The sequence below is a fragment of the Streptomyces sp. NBC_01237 genome (genome assembly GCF_035917275.1).
Classification (GTDB): Bacteria; Actinomycetota; Actinomycetes; order Streptomycetales; family Streptomycetaceae; genus Streptomyces.
In genome coordinates, this window is record NZ_CP108508.1 from 7,185,106 (window position 1) to 7,201,809 (window position 16,704).

Consider the following 16,704-nt stretch of genomic DNA (forward strand, 5'->3'; position numbering starts at 1 on the left):
GCCGGGAGCATCACCCGTTCTTGTCCTCCGCCCTCCGTGGGGTCCTCGTGTTCACGCCAGGCGTTTCAGCACCGTCAGACTCCGCCCGATCAGCGTCACCCGCCCACCCGCCGACACCTTCGGCCCGGTACCGGGCGGCACACCGTCCGTACGCGCGGTGTCGACCATCACCTGCCACTGCCGCCCGTGGTTCACCGGAACGGTGAAGTCCAGGGTGTCGGCGCCCGCGTTGAACATCAGCAGGAACGAGTCGTCGGAGATGCGCTCGCCCCGCGGCCCCGGCTCCGAGATCGCGTGGCCGTTCAGGAAGACCGCCATGGCCTTGGCGTGCGCCGCCTGCCAGTCCCGCTGCGTCATCTCCGCGCCCTCGGGGGTGAACCAGGCGATGTCGGAGAGTTCGTCGTGGGTGCCTTCCACCGGCCGTCCGTGGAAGAACCGGCGGCGGCGGAAGACCGGGTGGTCGCGGCGCAGCCACACCATGGCCCGGGTGAACTCCAGGAGCCCGTCGCCGGTCCGCCCCGCGCCCTCCCCGCCTTCGTCGGAGCCGGCACCGCCGGGATCGGGCCAGTGCACCCAGGACAGTTCGTTGTCCTGGCAGTACGCGTTGTTGTTGCCCCGCTGGGTACGGGCGAACTCGTCCCCATGGCTCAGCATCGGCACGCCCTGCGACAGCATCAGCGTGGCGATGAAGTTCCGCATCTGCCGCAGACGGAGCTCCAGAACCTCCGGATCGTCGCTGTCGCCCTCCGCGCCGCAGTTCCAGGACCGGTTGTGGCTCTCGCCGTCCCGGTTGCCCTCGCCGTTCGCCTCGTTCCGCTTGTCGTTGTACGAGACCAGGTCGTGCAGCGTGAACCCGTCGTGGCAGGTGGTGAAGTTGATCGAGGCGAGCGGCCGCCGCCCGTCGTCCTGATAGAGGTCCGACGAGCCCGTGAGCCGCCCCGCGAACTCCGCCAGGGTGCGCGGCTCGCCCCGCCACAGATCCCGCACCGTGTCGCGGTACTTGCCGTTCCACTCGGTCCACAGCGGCGGGAAGTTCCCCACCTGGTAGCCGCCCTCACCGACGTCCCACGGCTCCGCGATCAGCTTCACCTGGCTGACCACGGGGTCCTGCTGCACCAGGTCGAAGAACGACGACAGCCGGTCGACCTCGTGGAACTGCCGTGCCAGGGTCGCCGCCAGATCGAACCGGAACCCGTCCACATGCATCTCGGTCACCCAGTACCGCAGCGAGTCCATGATCATCTGGAGCACGTGCGGGGACCTCATCAGCAGGGAGTTCCCGGTCCCCGTGGTGTCCATGTAGTACCGCTGATCGTCCGTGAGGCGGTAGTACGACGCGTTGTCGAGGCCCCGGAAGGAGAGCGTCGGACCGAGGTGGTTCCCCTCGGCCGTGTGGTTGTAGACCACGTCGAGGATGACCTCGATACCCGCCTGATGCAGCGCCCGTACGGCCTGCTTGAACTCCAGCACCTGCTCACCGCGGTCGCCCCAGGAGGCGTACGCGTTGTGCGGGGCGAAGAAGCCGATGGTGTTGTACCCCCAGTAGTTGGCCAGCCCCGCGTCCGCCAGCCGGTGGTCCTGGACGAACTGGTGAACGGGCATCAGCTCGATCGCGGTGACCCCCAGTTCCGTCAGATGGGCGATCACCTCCGGGTGCGCCAGCCCCGCGTACGTACCGCGCAGCTCCTCGGGCAGCCCCGGATGGAGCATCGTCAGCCCCTTCACATGGGCCTCGTAGATCACCGTGCGGTGGTAGTCCGTACGGGGCCGCCGGTCGTCGCCCCAGTCGAAGTACGGATTGACCACGACCGAGCTCATGGTGTGCGGCGCCGAGTCGAGGTCGTTGCGCGCGTCGGGCCGGCCGAACGGATACCCGTACACCTCCTCGCCCCACGCGATCTTCCCGGCGACGGCCCGCGCGTACGGATCGAGCAGCAGCTTCGCCGAATTGCACCGCTGCCCGCGCTGCGGCTCGTACGGCCCGTGCACCCTGAAGCCGTAGCGCTGTCCCGGCATCACCCCGGGCAGATAGGCATGGCGGACAAAGGCGTCGGTCTCGCGCAGTTCCACCGCCGTCTCGGAACCGTCGTCGTGCAGCAGGCACAACTCGATTCGGTCGGCGGCCTCGGAGAAGACCGCGAAGTTGGTCCCGGCGCCGTCGTACGTGGCGCCGAGCGGATACGCCTGTCCCGGCCAGACCTGCATAGATAGGACTCTTCCACTTCTGATCCGGGTGCGATGGGTTTCTCGCGCCCGATACTCCCCGAAAGAGGCGCGCCTACCTAGCACGTCGGCCGGTGCGGTCCGGTGCGGTCGGGCCCGGCGGGTGTACCCCGGCGTACCCGACGGCAGCACCGGTCAACTTCGGACACCTCGACGCCGCCCCGGACGGAAATCCGCCACGACGTCCGGGTCCGCGGCCCGGTGCACGGCGCGTCGTGGGGTGGTTAATCACTATGAATCCGCTCACTCCGCCCAATGTTGCCGGTGGGAACGCGCCTACCCCATAGGGGAGTTGAGAAACCAGCCTGCGCATCCGGCTGCACCGGCTCCCGCTCCCGGAGTACCCTTCCTTGATCGTTGGGTGGGGGAGTGGAAGGCGGTACGCGGGTGAGCTCGGGAGGGTTCGAGCTGCCCCCAGGTGACGCAGGTCACGAGGGGGAAGCGACCGATGCCCAGCCCGGGGCGGTGTCCCTCGCACAGCCTCTGGAGATCGGCGCCGAACTCGACTGGGGAGCCGACGCCTGGAGCGAGGTGCGCACCCGTGCGCAGCGGGCCGGGCGGGCCTATATCTGGCTGAATCTCGTGGAACAGCGGCTGCGGGCCGTCGTCGCCGCGGTGCTCCGGCCCATCTACGAACCGGTGCACGGCGAGGACTGGGTGGTGGCCGCGGCCGGACCCGCCGGACAGGAGTGGGTGCAGCGCGCCGTCGCCGTCCGCGAGGTCTCGCGCCGCAAGGGCTATCTGCTCGACCCGGCCGACGACAACGTCCTCAGCTTCCTCACCCTGCCCCAGCTGCGCGAGCTGATGGTCCAGCACTGGCCCTGTTTCGAGCCGTATTTCGACGACCGGCGCGATGTCGAGCTGGCCCTGGACGAGCTGGAGGTGGCCCGCAATGTGGTCTCCCGCAACCGCGCGCTGAACGAGGCGGTCCTCGCCCAGGCGGAGCGGGCCTCCGCGCGGCTCCTGGAGATCCTCGGCAGCGGGGCCGCGGTCCCGTCCGCCGACCGGCTGCCCGTCGACGCCGTCGAGGAACTGGTCGGCGACCGGTACGCCGATGTGGTCTCCGTCCACCCCGACCGGGTGCGGCTCCAGCGCCAGCTGCCCGCCGAGGACCTCTTCGGCGGGGCGCGGCGCCTGGACGCCATCGGCATAGGGCTCAACCTGCTGGTGCAGAACTTCTCCGGCCGCAGGCTGGTCCGGCTCGCCGAATCGGGCTGCCGGGTCCGGCTGCTCTTCATCAACCCGGCCAGCAGTGCGGTCAAACGCCGGGAGCGGGAACTGGGCCTGAAGAAGGGCGAGCTGAGCCGCTCGGTGGAGATGAACATCCTCCATATGCGCCGGGTGCGCTCCAAGCTCCGCGACCCGGGCGCCTTCCAGATCCAGGTCTTCGACGAGACCCCGCGCTTCACCGCCTACCTGGTGGACGGCGACGGGCCGGACGCGGTCGGGGTCGTCCAGACCTACCTGCGGCGGGCCCGCGGGATGGAGGCGCCCGTGCTCGTCCTGCGCGGCGGCGGGCGCTCGGTGGTCCGGGTGGGGCAGGACAGTGAGCACGGACTGTTCGAGACCTACCGTGAGGAGTTCGAGTCCGTCTGGACGGACTCGCGGCCGGTCTCCTGAGAGGCCGCCCCGTGCGGGCTTGTCAGTGGTGCGTGGGAGGGTGTTCATCACCTGGGGGAGAGCACCACGAAGGAGGTACGGGATGAGCTGGCACCGGGAGCCGCTGGTCGGCTTCGACCTGGAGACGACGGGGACGGAACCGCTGGAGGCCCGGATCGTGACCGCCGCGGTCGTCGCGGTCCACGGCCGCGACGACGAGCCGGCCCGACGACGGGCCTGGCTGGCGGATCCGGGCATCCGGATTCCCGCACAGGCTTCCGCGATCCACGGCATCAGCAGCGAGCGGGCGGCGGCGGAGGGCCGCCCGGTGCGCGAGGTGGCGGACGAGATCGCCGAGACCCTCGTGGCGTACTGGCGCGAGGGCGTGCCGGTCGTCGCGTACAACGCGACGTTCGATCTGACCCTGCTGACGGCCGAGTTGCGGCGGCACGGACTGCCCTCCCTCGGCGACCGGCTGGGCGGCGGCGGGATCGGCCCGGTCATCGACCCGTACACGATCGACCGCGCCGTCGACCGCTACCGCAAGGGCAAGCGCACCCTCGAAGCGGTCTGCGTCGAGTACGGGGTGGTGCACGGCGGCGCCCATGACGCGGGGGCGGACGCGCTGGCCGCGGTACGTGTGGCGTACGCCATAGCCGAGCGGCACGGCTCGGTGGCCGCGCTCACCCCGGGCGAACTGCACGAGCGCCAGATCGAGTGGTATGCCGTGTGGGCGGCCGATTTCGAGCAGTTCCTCCGGCGCAAGGGCAACGCCGACGCGGTGATCGACGGCCACTGGCCCCTGCGGGAGGCGGTGACGGCGCGATCGTCCGGTGCCGCGGCCGGGTCGGGCGCGTCGGGCCGGTCCGGCATATCGGGCCCGTCCGGCGACTGAGGCAGCCGGCGCCGTTCCGGCGACCGGGCCCCCTTCCGCGCCGTTCCGGCGACCGGGCGCGAAGGCCCCGTTCCCGCCCGGAGCGAAGACCCCGCCCTCAGAACGGGTACCAGCGCACCTCGGAGTCGCCGTCGCGCAAGGACGCCACCCTCCGCCGGAACTCGGCGAGGGCCTTCGGGTTGGCCGGAGCGTGCTGGGAGACCCAGGCACAGCTCGCGGTCTCCCGGGCCCCCCGCAGCACCGCACAGCCGTCCCACTCCCGTACGTCCCATCCGTACGCCGCGGTGAAGGCGTCGTACGCCTGCGCGGGCAGGCCGTAGCGGTCCCGGGACAGGGCGAGGACGACCAGGTCGTGTTCCCGCAGATCGGTGGAGAACGTCTCCAGGTCGACCAGAACGGGGCCTTCCGGACCGATGTGGATGTTACGGGGGAGGGCGTCGCCATGGATCGGCCCCGGCGGCAGATGCGGGACCAGTGCGGCCGCGGCCGCCGCGAAGCCGTCGCGGCGCTCGCGCAGATAGTCGGCGTCGGCCGGATCGATCGTGTCGCCCGCGAGCCGCAGCCAGCGCTCGACGCCGCCGAGCAGCTCACGGCGCGGCAGGGCGAGTCCGGCCGGGGAAGGCAGTGCGTGCACGAGCGAGAGCAGCGGCGCGAGGTCCCGCGGCTCGGCGGGGCGTACGGCGTCGGGGAGCCGGTGCCACAACGTCACGGGGTGGCCCTCGACCAGGCGGGCCTTCGGCTCGGCCGCCCGCACGGCGGGGACGCCGGACGCGGCGAGCCACTGGGCGACCGCCACTTCCCGGTCGGCGCGCTCCCGTAGCTCCGGGTGCGCCGTGGCGTCCCGGCCGACCTTGACGACCAGATCGCCGACGCCGAACACCGCGTTCTCGCCCAGCGCGAGCAGCTCCGCACCGCCGGACAGTCCGGCAGCGGTCAGTACCTCGCGCGCACGCATCTCGTTCATGGCTCCGATTTTCGCATCCGTGCAGGCCGCCTTGACGAACGGACGGACCGTCAGCACGATGACGGGGGCCGACCGGGCGGCCAGAACGGGATGAATCCCATCCATATAGGCGAAGAGGTCGAATTCGTGACATTGCCGACCGCGACGAAGCGGTCCGGTCCACGCGGCCCGCGTGGCGGACAGGACGGCCGGGCCGGACGGGCAGCCCGGGACCGGGCCACCTGGTTCCTGGTGCTGCCCGCGCTCATCCCGATCCTGATCCTCAGTGTCGGACCGCTGCTCTACGGCATCGCGCTGGCCTTCACCGACGCCCAGTCGGGCCGCACCCGGTCCACGCAGTGGATCGGCGCACTCAACTTCCAGGACCTGCTCCACGACACCCTGTTCTGGGACTCGTTCCGGATCGGCCTGCTGTGGGCGGTCGGCGTCACCGTCCCGCAGTTCTTCCTGGCGCTCGGCCTCGCCCTCCTGCTCAACGAGAAACTGCGGATGCGCTGGCTGGCGAGGGCGCTGGCGATCATCCCCTGGGCCATGCCCGAGGTCGTCGTCGGCATCATGTGGCGCCTCGTCTACAACCCGGACGCGGGCATCCTCAACAAGACCATCCGTGATCTGGGGCTCGGCGACGGCCGGGACTGGCTGACCGGACTGGCCACCGCGCTGCCCGCCGTGATCCTGGTCGGCATCTGGGCGGGCATGCCGCAGACCACCGTCGCCCTGCTGGCCGGCCTCCAGAACACCCCGCACGAACTCCACGAGGCCGCCGCCCTCGACGGCGCGGGAGCCTGGCGCCGGTTCCGTACCGTCACCTGGCCCGCCCTGAAGCCGGTCGCGCTCTCCATCACCGCCCTCAACTTCATCTGGAACTTCAACGCCTTCGCCCTGGTCTACGTCCTGACCAGCGGCGGTCCCGGCGGCCGCACCCGGCTGCCGATGCTCTTCGCCTACGAAGAGGCTTTCCGCTACGGACAGTTCGGCTACGCCGCCGCGATGGGGTGTGTGATGGTCGCGGTGATCTCCGTGATCCTCGCCTGCTACCTCGCCGGCCGGCTCAGGAGAGGCGAGGACACATGAGCCTCCGTACCAGCAGGTCCGCGCGCGCCGGGCAGTACATGGCGCTCCTGGCCTATCTGATCTTCCTGGCGTTCCCGTTCCTCTGGCTGATCTCCACGGCCTTCAAGCCCGCCCGCGAACTGGGCTCGCTCCACCCCACCTGGATTCCCGAGAATCCGACCCTGGACAACTTCCGGCAGGCATTCGACGAACAGCCGCTGCTCCAGGCCGCCGCCAACTCCCTGTTCGCCGCCGTCTGCGCCGCTCTGATCGCGGTCGTCATCGCGACCCCCATGGCCTATGTGATGGCCCGCCACCGGGGCCGGCTGTCGACCGCGGCGACCGGCTGGGTCGTGATCAGCCAGGCGTTCCCGTTCGTCCTGGTGATCATCCCGCTCTTCCTGATCCTCAAGAACCTGCATCTGATCAACACCCTGTGGGGGCTGATCATGGTGTACGTCGTGTGGTCGCTGCCCTTCGCCCTGTGGATGCTGGCCGGTTACGTGCGGGCCGTGCCGCCCGAACTGGAGGAGGCCGCCGCTGTCGACGGGGCGGGCAGGCTGCGGATACTCGTCTCGGTCGTCGCCCCGCTGCTCGCCCCCGGGATCGTCGCCACCGCACTCTTCGCGTTCATCACCGCATGGAACGAGTTCTTCTTCGCGCTCGTCCTGCTCAAGACACCGGAGAAGCAGACCTTGCCGGTCGTACTCACCCACTTCCTCGGCGCGGAGGGTGTGGCCGACCTCGGACCGCTCGCCGCCGCCGCGTTCCTCGCCACCCTCCCCTCCCTCGTCCTCTTCGCGGTCATCCAGAAGCGGATCACGGGCGGCATGACGGCCGGGGCGGTGAAGAGCTGATGCGTGCGCTCCGCAGGGCGGCCACCGCCGCGGCCACCGCCCTGGCCCTGCTCCTCACCGGCTGCTCCGGCGGCGGAGACGGTACGGACGCGGACGGCACGATCAGGCTGAGCTTCCAGTCGCTGGCCTGGCAGAAGGAGTCCGTCGACGCCAACAGACAACTGGTGAAGGAGTGGAACGCGGCCCACCCCGACATCCAGGTGGACTACGTCCAGGGCAGCTGGGACAACGTCCACGACCAGTTGCTCACCTCCTTCGAGGGGGGCGAGGCTCCCGACATCATCCACGACGCCTCCGACGACCTCGCCGACTTCGCGTACGGGGGCTATCTCGCCGATCTGCGCACGCTGCTGCCCGAGCGGCTGACCACGGACATCCCGGAACAGTCCTGGCGGACCGCGACCTTCGACGGCGGCGTGTACGGCGTCCCGTTCCTCCAGGAACCGAAGGTCCTGATCGCCAACACCAAGATCATCAAGGCGTCCGGGGTCCGGGTCCCGACCCCCGCCGAGCCATGGAGCTGGGAGGAGTTCCGCCGGGTCACCGAGAAGCTGACGGGCAAGGGCACCTACGGTGTCGCCTGGCCGCTGAAGGAACCGGTGTCCGTCACCCTGAACCTGGGACTCTCGGCCGGTGGCAGGCTCTTCCACCGCGCCGCGGACGGAAAGGTCACCATCAGGTTCGACGAGGGCGACCGCGTGGTCCCCGGAACCATCCATGACCAGGTCAACACCGACCGCAGTGCCGCCCGCACGGCACTCGGTATGGGGGGATCGGACACCCTGCCCGGATTCTTCGGCGGCAAGTACGCGATGGTGCCGCTGGGGTTCTCCTACCGCCAGCAGGTCGTGGAGCAGGCCCCCGAGGGTTTCGAGTGGACCGTCCTGCCCACCCCGGCCGGCAGCGCCGGTCCGCTCCAGGGGGTGAGCCCGCAGACGCTCTCGGTCGCCGAGGACAGCCCGCACAAGCGGGAAGCCGTGCGGTTCATCGACTTCCTGCTCCAGCCGCGGAACGTGGTGCGGCTCGCCAAGGGCGACTGGATGCTCCCCACCGGCACCGAGGCGCTGGCCGATCCCGCCCTGCGCACCGAGAAGAACGGCTGGGCGACCGGCACCGCGCTCGCCGAGGGGCTGCGCCCGGCGCCCGCGCAGTCCGTACGCGGCTACCCCGAGTGGAAGGACAAGGTGGCGACCCCCGCGCTCCAGGAGTACTACAGCGGGGCGATCGACACCGGCGAGCTGAAGAAACGCCTGGTCGAGGACGGTAACCGGGTCCTGGCCCGCTATCAGCGCTGAGCAGGGAGGGGATATCGCGTTGCACGAGACGTTTCGTCTCGCCTAGGGTGGCGGGCATGACGGAATCTCCGCGTGCCCACATCGCCATGTTCTCCATCGCCGCCCACGGGCACGTGAACCCGAGCCTCGAAGTCATCCGGGAGCTCGTCGCCCGTGGGTACCGCGTCAGTTACGCCATCCCGGCCTCCTTCGCCGAGAAGGTCGCCACCACCGGTGCCGAACCGGTGCTCTACACCTCGCTCCTGCCGACCGACGACGACCCCGACGCCTGGGGCACCGAGCTGATCGACAACATCGAACCGTTCCTCGCGGACGCCGTCCAGGCGCTCCCGCAACTGGCCGCGTCCTTCGAGGGGGACGAGCCCGACCTCGTGCTGCACGACATCACCTCCTACCCTGCCCGGGTCCTGGCCCACCGCTGGGGAGTCCCCGCGGTCTCCCTCTGGCCCAACCACGTTCCCTGGGAGGGATACGGGAAGGAGATCGGCGAGCCCATGACCGCCGAGGTGAGGCGGACCGAGCGGGGCAGGGCGTACTACGACCGCTTCGCGGCCTGGCTCGCGGAGAACGGTCTCGGCGATGTCCCCTCCGACGACTTCGTGGCCCGCCCGCGCCGTGCGGTCGTCCTGATTCCCGAGGCGCTCCAGCCCCATGCCGACCGGGTGGACCGGGAGGTGTACACCTTCGTCGGCGCGTGCCAGGGCGAGCGGGCCGACCAGGGGGAGTGGCGGCGTCCGGCCGGTGCCGAGAAGGTGCTGCTGGTCTCGCTCGGCTCGTCGTTCACCAAGCAGCCCGCCTTCTACCGGGAGTGCGTCACGGCCTTCGGTGATCTGCCCGGCTGGCACGTGGTGCTCCAGATCGGTGCCCACGTCGACCCGGCCGAACTCGGCGACGTACCCGCGAACGTGGAGGTGCGCTCCTGGGTTCCGCAGCTGGCCGTGCTGAAGCAGGCGGACGCCTTCATCACCCACGCGGGTGCGGGCGGCAGCCAGGAAGGCCTCGCCACCGGTACGCCGATGGTCGCGGTCCCGCAGGCCGTCGACCAGTTCGCCAACGCCGACATGCTCCAGGCGCTCGGCGTGGCCCGCCACCTCCCGATGGAGGAGTCCGACGCGCGGACGCTGCGCGCCGCCGTGCTGGCCCTGGTGGACGACCCCGAGGTGGCGGCCAGGGCCGCGGAGGTGCGGGAGCGCATGGCCCGGGAGGGCGGCACACGGCGCGCGGCGGACCTCATCGAGGCCGAACTGCCCGCCTGAGCGGTGCGGTTCGGCCGGCGGCGATGCGGTTCGGCCGGCAGCCGTGCGGTTCGACCGATGCGTGGGCCGGGGCGGCGCTGCTCGTGGGCGCCTCGGCCCCGCCCCGGAAGCCGGCGTCTCCACGGACCGCCAAGGCGCCGGTTTCCGCATCTTCACGTGCGTTCCGGTGACTTCACACAGTGGCGCATGATCTTCACCGGACGTCCCCCGCCTTCATGGACGTTTGCGGACCTTCGCGCAACGGGCGGTGTCTTCACCCGTCCCCGAGGCGTGAACGGCCGTTTTCGGGGCCGGGTGGAAGGTGCGGCGGGAGAGTCGGTTTCAAGCCATCTCGACTCTCCCGTCCCCTGCCTCGCCGAGGCGGCTTTCCCGTCGTGCCGGAGAAGCATCGTGCCTGGTGATGGCAGGGCGGGAACCGAATCCGGCAGGCCCGTCGGCGGCGTGCGTCCGGCATGCCTCTATGGCTGATTTCCTATGGCGAAACTTCATGGGGGAAGCCGCAGCCGCTGAAGGGTCTTGATCTGCGCGCGTCAATCGGTCAGGGTTTCGAGCCAGCCCCCGGAGATCTTCCGGCCGAGGGCCAATCCCCCCACAAAGAATGACGAGGAGATCCCTCTTCATGACCATGAAGCAGCGCACTCGCCGGATCAAGCTGACCGCCGCGATAACCGCAGTGGCGGCAGCGGCCGGAGTCACCCTTCTGAACACCTCGCTCGCCGGAGCCGCGCCGGCTCCCGCGATGGGAACGGTCTACGGCGCTGACGCGGCGACCGCCGTCTCCGGCAGCTACATCGTGATGCTGGACGAGAAGACGGACAAGGCGGAGCTCGCCAAGGAGTACGGCGGCAAGCTCAAGCGGAACTACTCCTCCGCCATCAACGGCTTCTCCGCCAGCGGCCTTTCGCTGACCGAGGCCAAGCGGCTCGCGGCCGACCCGGCCGTCTCCAAGGTGGTGCAGAACAAGAAGTTCCACATCGACGCCACCCAGGACAACCCGCCGTCGTGGGGCCTGGACCGGATCGACCAGACCGAGACCGCCGGCGACAACGCGTACACCTACCCGGACGCGGCCGGCGAGGGTGTCACCGCGTACGTCATCGACACCGGTGTCCGTGTCACCCACAGCGACTTCGAGGGCCGGGCCACCTCGGGCTTCGACGCCGTGGACAACGACGACGACGCCAACGACGGCAACGGACACGGCACCCACGTGGCCGGCACCATCGCCGGTGCCTCCTACGGTGTCGCCAAGAAGGCCAGCATCGTGGCCGTCCGCGTCCTGGACGACTCGGGCTCGGGCACCACCGAGCAGGTCGTCGCCGGCATCGACTGGGTCACCGAGAACCACCAGGGCCCGTCCGTCGCCAACATGAGCCTCGGCGGCGGCGCCGACGAGGCCCTCGACGCGGCCGTCCAGAAGGCCATCGCCTCCGGTGTCACCTTCGCGGTGGCCGCGGGCAACGACTCCAGCGACGCCGGCGAGGGCTCGCCCTCCCGCGTCCCCGAGGCCATCACCGTCGCCTCGTCCACCGTGGACGACGAGCAGTCGTCGTTCTCCAACTACGGCCCCGTCGTGGACATCTACGCCCCGGGCTCGGACATCACGTCCGCCTGGAACGACAGCGACGACGGCTCGAACACCATCTCCGGTACGTCCATGGCCACCCCCCACGTCGTCGGCGCCGCCGCCGTCTACCTGGGCGGACACCAGGACGCCACCCCGGAGGAGGTCGCCACGGCGCTCACCGAGGGAGCCACCCCGGACGCCATCACCAACGCGACCGAGGGAACGGCGAACAAGCTGCTGAAGGTCGTCGAGTAGTCACCTGCCCGACCGGCAGCCGGGCGGTGGCGCGCACGAGCCACCGCCCGGCACCCGCACGTACCGCGGCCGCCGCGCCCTCCCCCACGGGGCGCGGCGGCCGCGCGGCATGGAAAGATCGTCCTATGGTGTGCCCATGACCTTGAAGTATGCGGCGCTGCTGCGCGGGATCAATGTGAGCGGCCACAAGAAGGTCCCGATGGCCGAACTGCGCACCGTGCTCGGCGAGCTGGGGCACGGGGACATCGCCACCTACCTGCAGAGCGGCAACGCCGTCTTCAGCAGCGACAACGACGACGAGGAAGCGCTCGCCGCAGCCCTGGAACAGGCCATCGAGCGGCGCTTCGGCTTCAGCGTCGGCTGCCTGGTCCGCAGCGGCTCCTATCTCGGAGCCGTCGCCGACGCCTGCCCTTTCCCGGCCGCCGAGCTGGCCGGCAGGCAACTGCACGTCACCTACTTCGGGCAGCCCGTGGACGCCGCGCGCTTCGCCCCGGTGGACGCGGAGAAATTCCTCCCCGAGGAGTTCCGGCTCGGCGACCGTGCGCTCTACCTGTACGCTCCCGACGGACTCGGCCGCTCCAGACTGGCCGCCGCTCTGTCCAGGCCCGCGCTGAACAAGGGCCTCACCGCCACCAGTCGTAACTGGAACACCGTCGCGAAACTCGTGGAGATGACACGTGTCTGAGCCGTCGCCCGCCGTGGCCGCAGCCATCGAAGGCGAGCTTCGCCTCCTGGACCCGGTGGTACGGGCCTCCGAGGATCTCCTGGCCGCCCTGCTGCACCCCGAGTTCCGGGAGATCGGCACCAGCGGCCGCCTCTGGAACCGGGAAACGATCATCGCCGCGCTCACCGCGGACGACGCCCCGAGCCCCGGACCGCTCACCGCGTCCCGGATGCGGGGGGTCCAGCTCTCCACCGACCTGGTGCATCTCACCTTCGACACGGAGTCCAAGGGCCTGCGCTCCCACCGCAGTTCGCTGTGGCGGCTGACCGAGGCGGGCTGGCTGCTCTACTTCCACCAGGCCACCCCGTTCATCGACGACCCGTTCGCCGAGTTCTGAGCCCTCAGCCGCGACCGACGCGCTGCGCCCGTGCGGTCCACCGGCCGTCCGAGCGGGCGATCCGCACGGGGTGTCCGAAGCAGCCGCTCACCTGATCCGTGGTCAGCACATCGTCGGCCGGTCCCGAGGCAAGGCACCGCCCACCGCGCAGCAGCATCGCGTGCGTGGTCGAGGCGGGAAGCTCCTCCAGATGATGGGTGACCAGCACCGTCGCCAGCTCCGGATGCTCCTCGCGCAGCGTGTCCAGGCTGTCCAGCAGCTGCTCACGGGCGGCGAGGTCGAGACCGGTCGCCGGCTCGTCGAGGAGCAGCAGCCGGGGCCGCGGCATCAGGGCGCGGGCGATGAGCGTACGGCCCCGCTCGCCCTGGGACAGCGAGGGCCAGCGCGACTCCTCCTTGCCACCCATGCCCAGCGTGTCCAGCAGCCGGTCGGCCGCGGCCCGCTGCTCCGCGCTCACGGACCGCCGGGGCACCGGCTGGACCGAGTTGGTCAGCCCGGTGAGCACCACCTCGCGCACCGACAGAGGCGAGTGCAGCGGATGGCGCGGATCGACATGTCCGAGCAGCGTGCGCAGCTCCCGCAGATCCACCTGCCCCAGCATGCGGCCCAGCACCCGCACCGAACCGCGGGTGGGATGGGTGCGGGCCCCGAGCAGCCCGAGGAGCGTGCTCTTCCCCGCACCGTTGGCACCGAGCAGCGCCCAGTGCTCACCGCCGCGCACCGTCAGCGAGACCGAGTCGAGCAGGACGTTGCCGTCCCGGACGAGGGTGACGTCGTCGGCGTGGATCACCGGCACCGGCAGGGGCGCGGGGGCATGCGGCGCGGTGGCCGGGGCGGGGACGGTGGAGGTCACGGTGGGGCCCTTTCGTACGGGTGCGAGTGCCTCCGGGCGGTTCACGTCGGCCGAGGTATCCGCCGGTGGACGGGCGTACGTGTGCCCCGTATCGGGCGGGCGCGGGGAGAGCGGTGCGGGGCGGCGGCCGGGCGGGGGCGGTCCGCCCCCGGGTGGCACCGGGCCGGTCGGCGGGGGGTGGCCGAACCGGTGGGCCGATCCTATCGCCCGCTCCCGGCGGCCCCGGTGCGGGGCGGAGCGCGCGGGGCGCGGCCGGGCGGAGCGGCTCCGGCTGCACGGCCCGGCGGCCGCTATGCGCTGAGCGCCACCCGGCGTGGGGCCCGCGCCTCGTCGTAGCGCCGTACCAGCAGCCGCGCCAACTCCGGTGCCGGGCCGAGCACATCGGCCAGCACGTCGGCCCCGGCCAGCTCCGCGCCCGCGGCGATGCGGTCCGGCAGACGGCCGGGCGCGATGACGTACGGGGCCACCGCCACCCGCCGCACGCCCTCGGCGCGCAGGGCTCGTACCGCTTCCTCGGTCCGGAGCCGGCCCGGAGAGATGGCGGAGGCGAACGCAGGCCGCACGGCGCACCAACCGGTGTGCCGCAGCTCCCGCGCGATTTCAGCGATCACTGCGATCGCCTCCGGGTCTGTGGAGCCCGCCGAGGCCAGGACGAGCCCGGTCGAGCCCTTGTCGCCGGGGGAGACCCCGGCCTCGTACAGCCGGTGTTCCAGGGCCGCGTTCAGCAGGGGAGACGGGCCGAGGACCTCGGCCTGCCGGATACCGAGCCGCGGCAGTCCGGTCCGGGCCTCACGCAGGACCGCCGGAATGTCGGTCTTGGCGTGGAAGGCCCGGGTGAGCAGGAGGGGGAGGGCGACGACCTCGTCCGCCCCCTCCGCGGCCAGGCGTTCCAGCAGCCTGGGCACGGACGGGGCGTTGAACTCCAGGAAGCCGGTCTCCACGCGCAGTCCGGGCCGCAGCGCCCGGACCCGCGCGGTGAGCGCGTGCACGGTCGCGGCGTGCCGCGGGTCGCGGCTGCCGTGGGCGATGACGAGGAGGACGGGCGTGGACATCGGCGTACTCGGTTCTCTCTGGTTTCTTCGTGTGGTGTCAGTTCTTGACGAGGAGGCCGCGGCTGCGCAGCACCCACCGCTCCAGCGGGCTGAAGATCAGCAGGTCGATCGCGATGCCGACGAACAGGATGAGGAGGATCGAGAGGAAGATCCCCGGCATGTCGAAGTTGTTGCGGCCGTTCTCCAGCAACTGGCCCAGGCCCAGGCCGAGATCGGGGGAGGAGGCGATGATCTCGGCGGCCATCAGCGAACGCCAGGAGAACGCCCAGCCCTGCTTCAGCCCCGCGAGATAGCCGGGCAGTGCGGCGGGCAGCACGATGTGCCACGTACCGCGCAGCCTGGTCGCGCCGAGCGTGCGGCCCGCCCGCAGGAACAGCGGCGGCACCTGGTCGACCCCCGAGACCAGACCATTGGCGATCGACGGGACGGCGCCCAGCAGGATCACCGCGTACATCATCTTGTCGTTCAGCCCGAGCCAGATGACGGCCGGGGCCACCCACGCCACCGAGGGCAGCGACTGGAGCCCGGACAGGATCGGGCCGATCGCGGCCCGGACGAACCGCACCCGGGCGACCAGCAGACCCAGCGGCGTACCGATGGCCACGGCCAGGACGAAGCCGAGCAGACCGCGCGACACACTGGTCCAGACGACCTCCAGCAAGGTCCCCTGGTACCACATGTCGACCGCGCTGTCCCACACCGCGGACGGCGGCGGCAGCTTGTAGTCCTCGGTGACCTGCGCCCGGACCAGCAGTTGCCAGATCACCACGACCAGGGCCACCGCGAGCACGGGCGGCAGGACCTTGTGCAGCAGGACCTCGCGCACCGGGGTCCGGCGGACCTGGACGGCGTCCAGCGCGTCGAGCCCGGCCTCCAGACCGGCCAGGTCGTCCGTGCCCGCGCCCGGCGGCCCGGCCGGCGCGTCCTTGCGGACCTGGTCGGACGTGATGTCAGTGCTGGCCATGTCGGCGGATCTCCCCACGCAGTTGTTCGGTGATCTCGACGGACAGTTCCGCCACCGCCTTGTCCTCGATCCGGCGCGGCTGCTCGATGTCGACGGTCCACTCCCGGGCGATCCGGCCCGGCCGGGACGACAGCAGGACGACGCGCTGCGCCAGCCGTACCGCCTCACGCACGTTGTGGGTGACAAAGAGGACCGACGCGTTCGTCTCACGCCAGATCCGGGTCAGCTCGTCGTGCAGCACATCGCGGGTGATGGCGTCGAGAGCGGCGAACGGCTCGTCCATCAGCAGAAGTTGACTGTCCTGGGCGAGCGCGCGGGCCATCGCCACCCGTTGGCGCATACCGCCCGAGAGTTCGTGCACCCGCTTGCCGTACGCCCCGCCGAGCCGTACGAGTTCGAGCAGCCGCTCCGCCTCCGTGCGGCGGTCCTGCTTGGGGACCCCGCGCAGCCGCAGGGCCAGTTCGATGTTCTTTCCCGCGGTCAGCCACGGGAAGAGGGCGTGCTCCTGGAACATCAGGGCGGGCCGCCCGCCGGGGGTCTCGATGGACCCCGCGGTCGGGCGGTCGAGTCCGGCCACCAGGTTCAGCAGCGTGGACTTTCCGCACCCGGAGGCCCCCAGGAGGGTGACGAACTCGCCGGGAGCGACATCGAGCGTGATGTCGTCCAGGACGAGCTGCTGACCCGTGGGTCCGGCGAAGGACTTCGAGACGTGCGCGATACGAGCGGCGTGCTCGACCGTCGCGCGGTCCTCGGCCTTGGTGAGCGTGGTGGTCGCCATGGTCGTCACCTCCTGGGAATCCTGTGGATCCC

At 71.0% G+C, this 16,704-nt stretch carries 14 protein-coding genes and 1 pseudogene; 9 read left to right on the forward strand and 6 right to left on the reverse strand.

Translation table 11 applies throughout. From position 1 onward, the window contains the following. Nucleotides 1-51 precede the first annotated feature (51 nt). The gene (gene glgX, locus OG251_RS31885; protein ID WP_326680342.1) at nt 52-2,205 is read right to left on the reverse strand and encodes a glycogen debranching protein GlgX; all 2,154 of its coding nucleotides are present in this window, start codon (nt 2,203-2,205) and stop codon (nt 52-54) included. A gap of 405 nt (nt 2,206-2,610) precedes the next feature. Here glgX and OG251_RS31890 point away from each other — a divergent pair, with 405 nt between their 5' ends. After that, entirely contained in the window at nt 2,611-3,843 is a 1,233-nt protein-coding gene (locus tag OG251_RS31890; protein WP_073719349.1) for an SAV2148 family HEPN domain-containing protein, read from the forward strand. A gap of 82 nt (nt 3,844-3,925) precedes the next feature. Beyond that, nucleotides 3,926-4,717, forward strand: a complete 792-nt coding sequence (locus tag OG251_RS31895) for a 3'-5' exonuclease (protein WP_326680343.1) — start codon at nt 3,926-3,928, stop codon at nt 4,715-4,717. 97 nt (nt 4,718-4,814) lie between these two features. Here OG251_RS31895 and OG251_RS31900 read toward each other — a convergent pair whose 3' ends face one another. After that, nucleotides 4,815-5,681 carry a phosphotransferase enzyme family protein gene (locus OG251_RS31900; RefSeq protein WP_326680344.1) on the reverse strand — a complete coding sequence of 289 codons (867 nt, stop codon included), beginning with the start codon at nt 5,679-5,681 and terminating at the stop codon, nt 4,815-4,817. Nucleotides 5,682-5,771: 90 nt separating this feature from the next. On the opposite strand from OG251_RS31900, the gene OG251_RS31905 reads away from it, so the two are divergent. The 7 genes and pseudogenes from OG251_RS31905 to OG251_RS31935 all read left to right on the forward strand — a co-directional run bounded on the left by OG251_RS31905 (nt 5,772) and on the right by OG251_RS31935 (nt 13,025). Continuing rightward, nucleotides 5,772-6,755 (forward strand): carbohydrate ABC transporter permease, encoded by a 984-nt coding sequence (locus OG251_RS31905; protein ID WP_326680345.1) that lies wholly within the window; start codon nt 5,772-5,774, stop codon nt 6,753-6,755. Continuing rightward, the gene (locus OG251_RS31910) at nt 6,752-7,591 is read left to right on the forward strand and encodes a carbohydrate ABC transporter permease (RefSeq protein WP_326680346.1); all 840 of its coding nucleotides are present in this window, start codon (nt 6,752-6,754) and stop codon (nt 7,589-7,591) included. Before OG251_RS31905 ends, OG251_RS31910 begins: the two co-directional genes overlap by 4 nt. Continuing rightward, a complete protein-coding gene (locus OG251_RS31915; RefSeq protein ID WP_326680347.1) occupies nt 7,591-8,886 on the forward strand; it encodes an ABC transporter substrate-binding protein in 1,296 nt (431 codons plus the stop codon). Before OG251_RS31910 ends, OG251_RS31915 begins: the two co-directional genes overlap by 1 nt. A 13-nt stretch (nt 8,887-8,899) precedes the next feature. Beyond that, nucleotides 8,900-10,142: pseudogene (gene mgt / locus OG251_RS31920) on the forward strand (macrolide-inactivating glycosyltransferase). 619 nt (nt 10,143-10,761) lie between these two features. Then, nucleotides 10,762-11,964, forward strand: a complete 1,203-nt coding sequence (locus OG251_RS31925) for a S8 family peptidase (protein ID WP_326680349.1) — start codon at nt 10,762-10,764, stop codon at nt 11,962-11,964. A gap of 136 nt (nt 11,965-12,100) precedes the next feature. Further along, nucleotides 12,101-12,649 (forward strand): DUF1697 domain-containing protein, encoded by a 549-nt coding sequence (locus OG251_RS31930; RefSeq protein WP_326680350.1) that lies wholly within the window; start codon nt 12,101-12,103, stop codon nt 12,647-12,649. Then, on the forward strand, nt 12,642-13,025 hold the full coding sequence (locus OG251_RS31935) for a nuclear transport factor 2 family protein (protein WP_326680351.1): 384 nt from the start codon (nt 12,642-12,644) through the stop codon (nt 13,023-13,025). The genes OG251_RS31930 and OG251_RS31935 overlap by 8 nt, the downstream gene beginning before the upstream one ends. Before the next feature lie 4 nt (nt 13,026-13,029). Here OG251_RS31935 and OG251_RS31940 read toward each other — a convergent pair whose 3' ends face one another. From OG251_RS31940 to OG251_RS31955, 4 genes are all read right to left on the reverse strand, one after another. Next, nucleotides 13,030-13,827, reverse strand: a complete 798-nt coding sequence (locus OG251_RS31940; RefSeq protein ID WP_326681482.1) for an ABC transporter ATP-binding protein — start codon at nt 13,825-13,827, stop codon at nt 13,030-13,032. Between the two features lie 341 nt (nt 13,828-14,168). Further along, nucleotides 14,169-14,930 (reverse strand): sirohydrochlorin chelatase, encoded by a 762-nt coding sequence (locus OG251_RS31945; RefSeq protein ID WP_326680352.1) that lies wholly within the window; start codon nt 14,928-14,930, stop codon nt 14,169-14,171. A 37-nt stretch (nt 14,931-14,967) separates the two neighbouring features. After that, a complete protein-coding gene (locus OG251_RS31950; RefSeq protein ID WP_326680353.1) occupies nt 14,968-15,894 on the reverse strand; it encodes an ABC transporter permease in 927 nt (308 codons plus the stop codon). Next, nucleotides 15,881-16,672, reverse strand: coding sequence for an ABC transporter ATP-binding protein (locus OG251_RS31955; RefSeq protein ID WP_326680354.1), 792 nt, complete (start codon nt 16,670-16,672; stop codon nt 15,881-15,883). Before OG251_RS31955 ends, OG251_RS31950 begins: the two co-directional genes overlap by 14 nt. Between the last annotated feature and the right edge of the window lie 32 nt (nt 16,673-16,704).

Excerpts from the sequence above, each read along its gene's own strand:
- OG251_RS31930 (WP_326680350.1), top strand. The coding sequence starts at position 12,101 with ATGACCTTGAAGTATGCGGCGCTGCTGCGCGGGATCAATGTGAGCGGC.
- OG251_RS31945 (WP_326680352.1), bottom strand. The coding sequence starts at position 14,930 with ATGTCCACGCCCGTCCTCCTCGTCATCGCCCACGGCAGCCGCGACCCG.
- glgX (WP_326680342.1), bottom strand. The coding sequence starts at position 2,205 with ATGCAGGTCTGGCCGGGACAGGCGTATCCGCTCGGCGCCACGTACGAC.
- OG251_RS31950 (WP_326680353.1), bottom strand. The coding sequence starts at position 15,894 with ATGGCCAGCACTGACATCACGTCCGACCAGGTCCGCAAGGACGCGCCG.
- OG251_RS31895 (WP_326680343.1), top strand. The coding sequence starts at position 3,926 with ATGAGCTGGCACCGGGAGCCGCTGGTCGGCTTCGACCTGGAGACGACG.
- OG251_RS31955 (WP_326680354.1), bottom strand. The coding sequence starts at position 16,672 with ATGGCGACCACCACGCTCACCAAGGCCGAGGACCGCGCGACGGTCGAG.
- OG251_RS31925 (WP_326680349.1), top strand. The coding sequence starts at position 10,762 with ATGACCATGAAGCAGCGCACTCGCCGGATCAAGCTGACCGCCGCGATA.
- OG251_RS31910 (WP_326680346.1), top strand. The coding sequence starts at position 6,752 with ATGAGCCTCCGTACCAGCAGGTCCGCGCGCGCCGGGCAGTACATGGCG.
- OG251_RS31915 (WP_326680347.1), top strand. The coding sequence starts at position 7,591 with ATGCGTGCGCTCCGCAGGGCGGCCACCGCCGCGGCCACCGCCCTGGCC.
- OG251_RS31905 (WP_326680345.1), top strand. The coding sequence starts at position 5,772 with ATGAATCCCATCCATATAGGCGAAGAGGTCGAATTCGTGACATTGCCG.
- OG251_RS31900 (WP_326680344.1), bottom strand. The coding sequence starts at position 5,681 with ATGAACGAGATGCGTGCGCGCGAGGTACTGACCGCTGCCGGACTGTCC.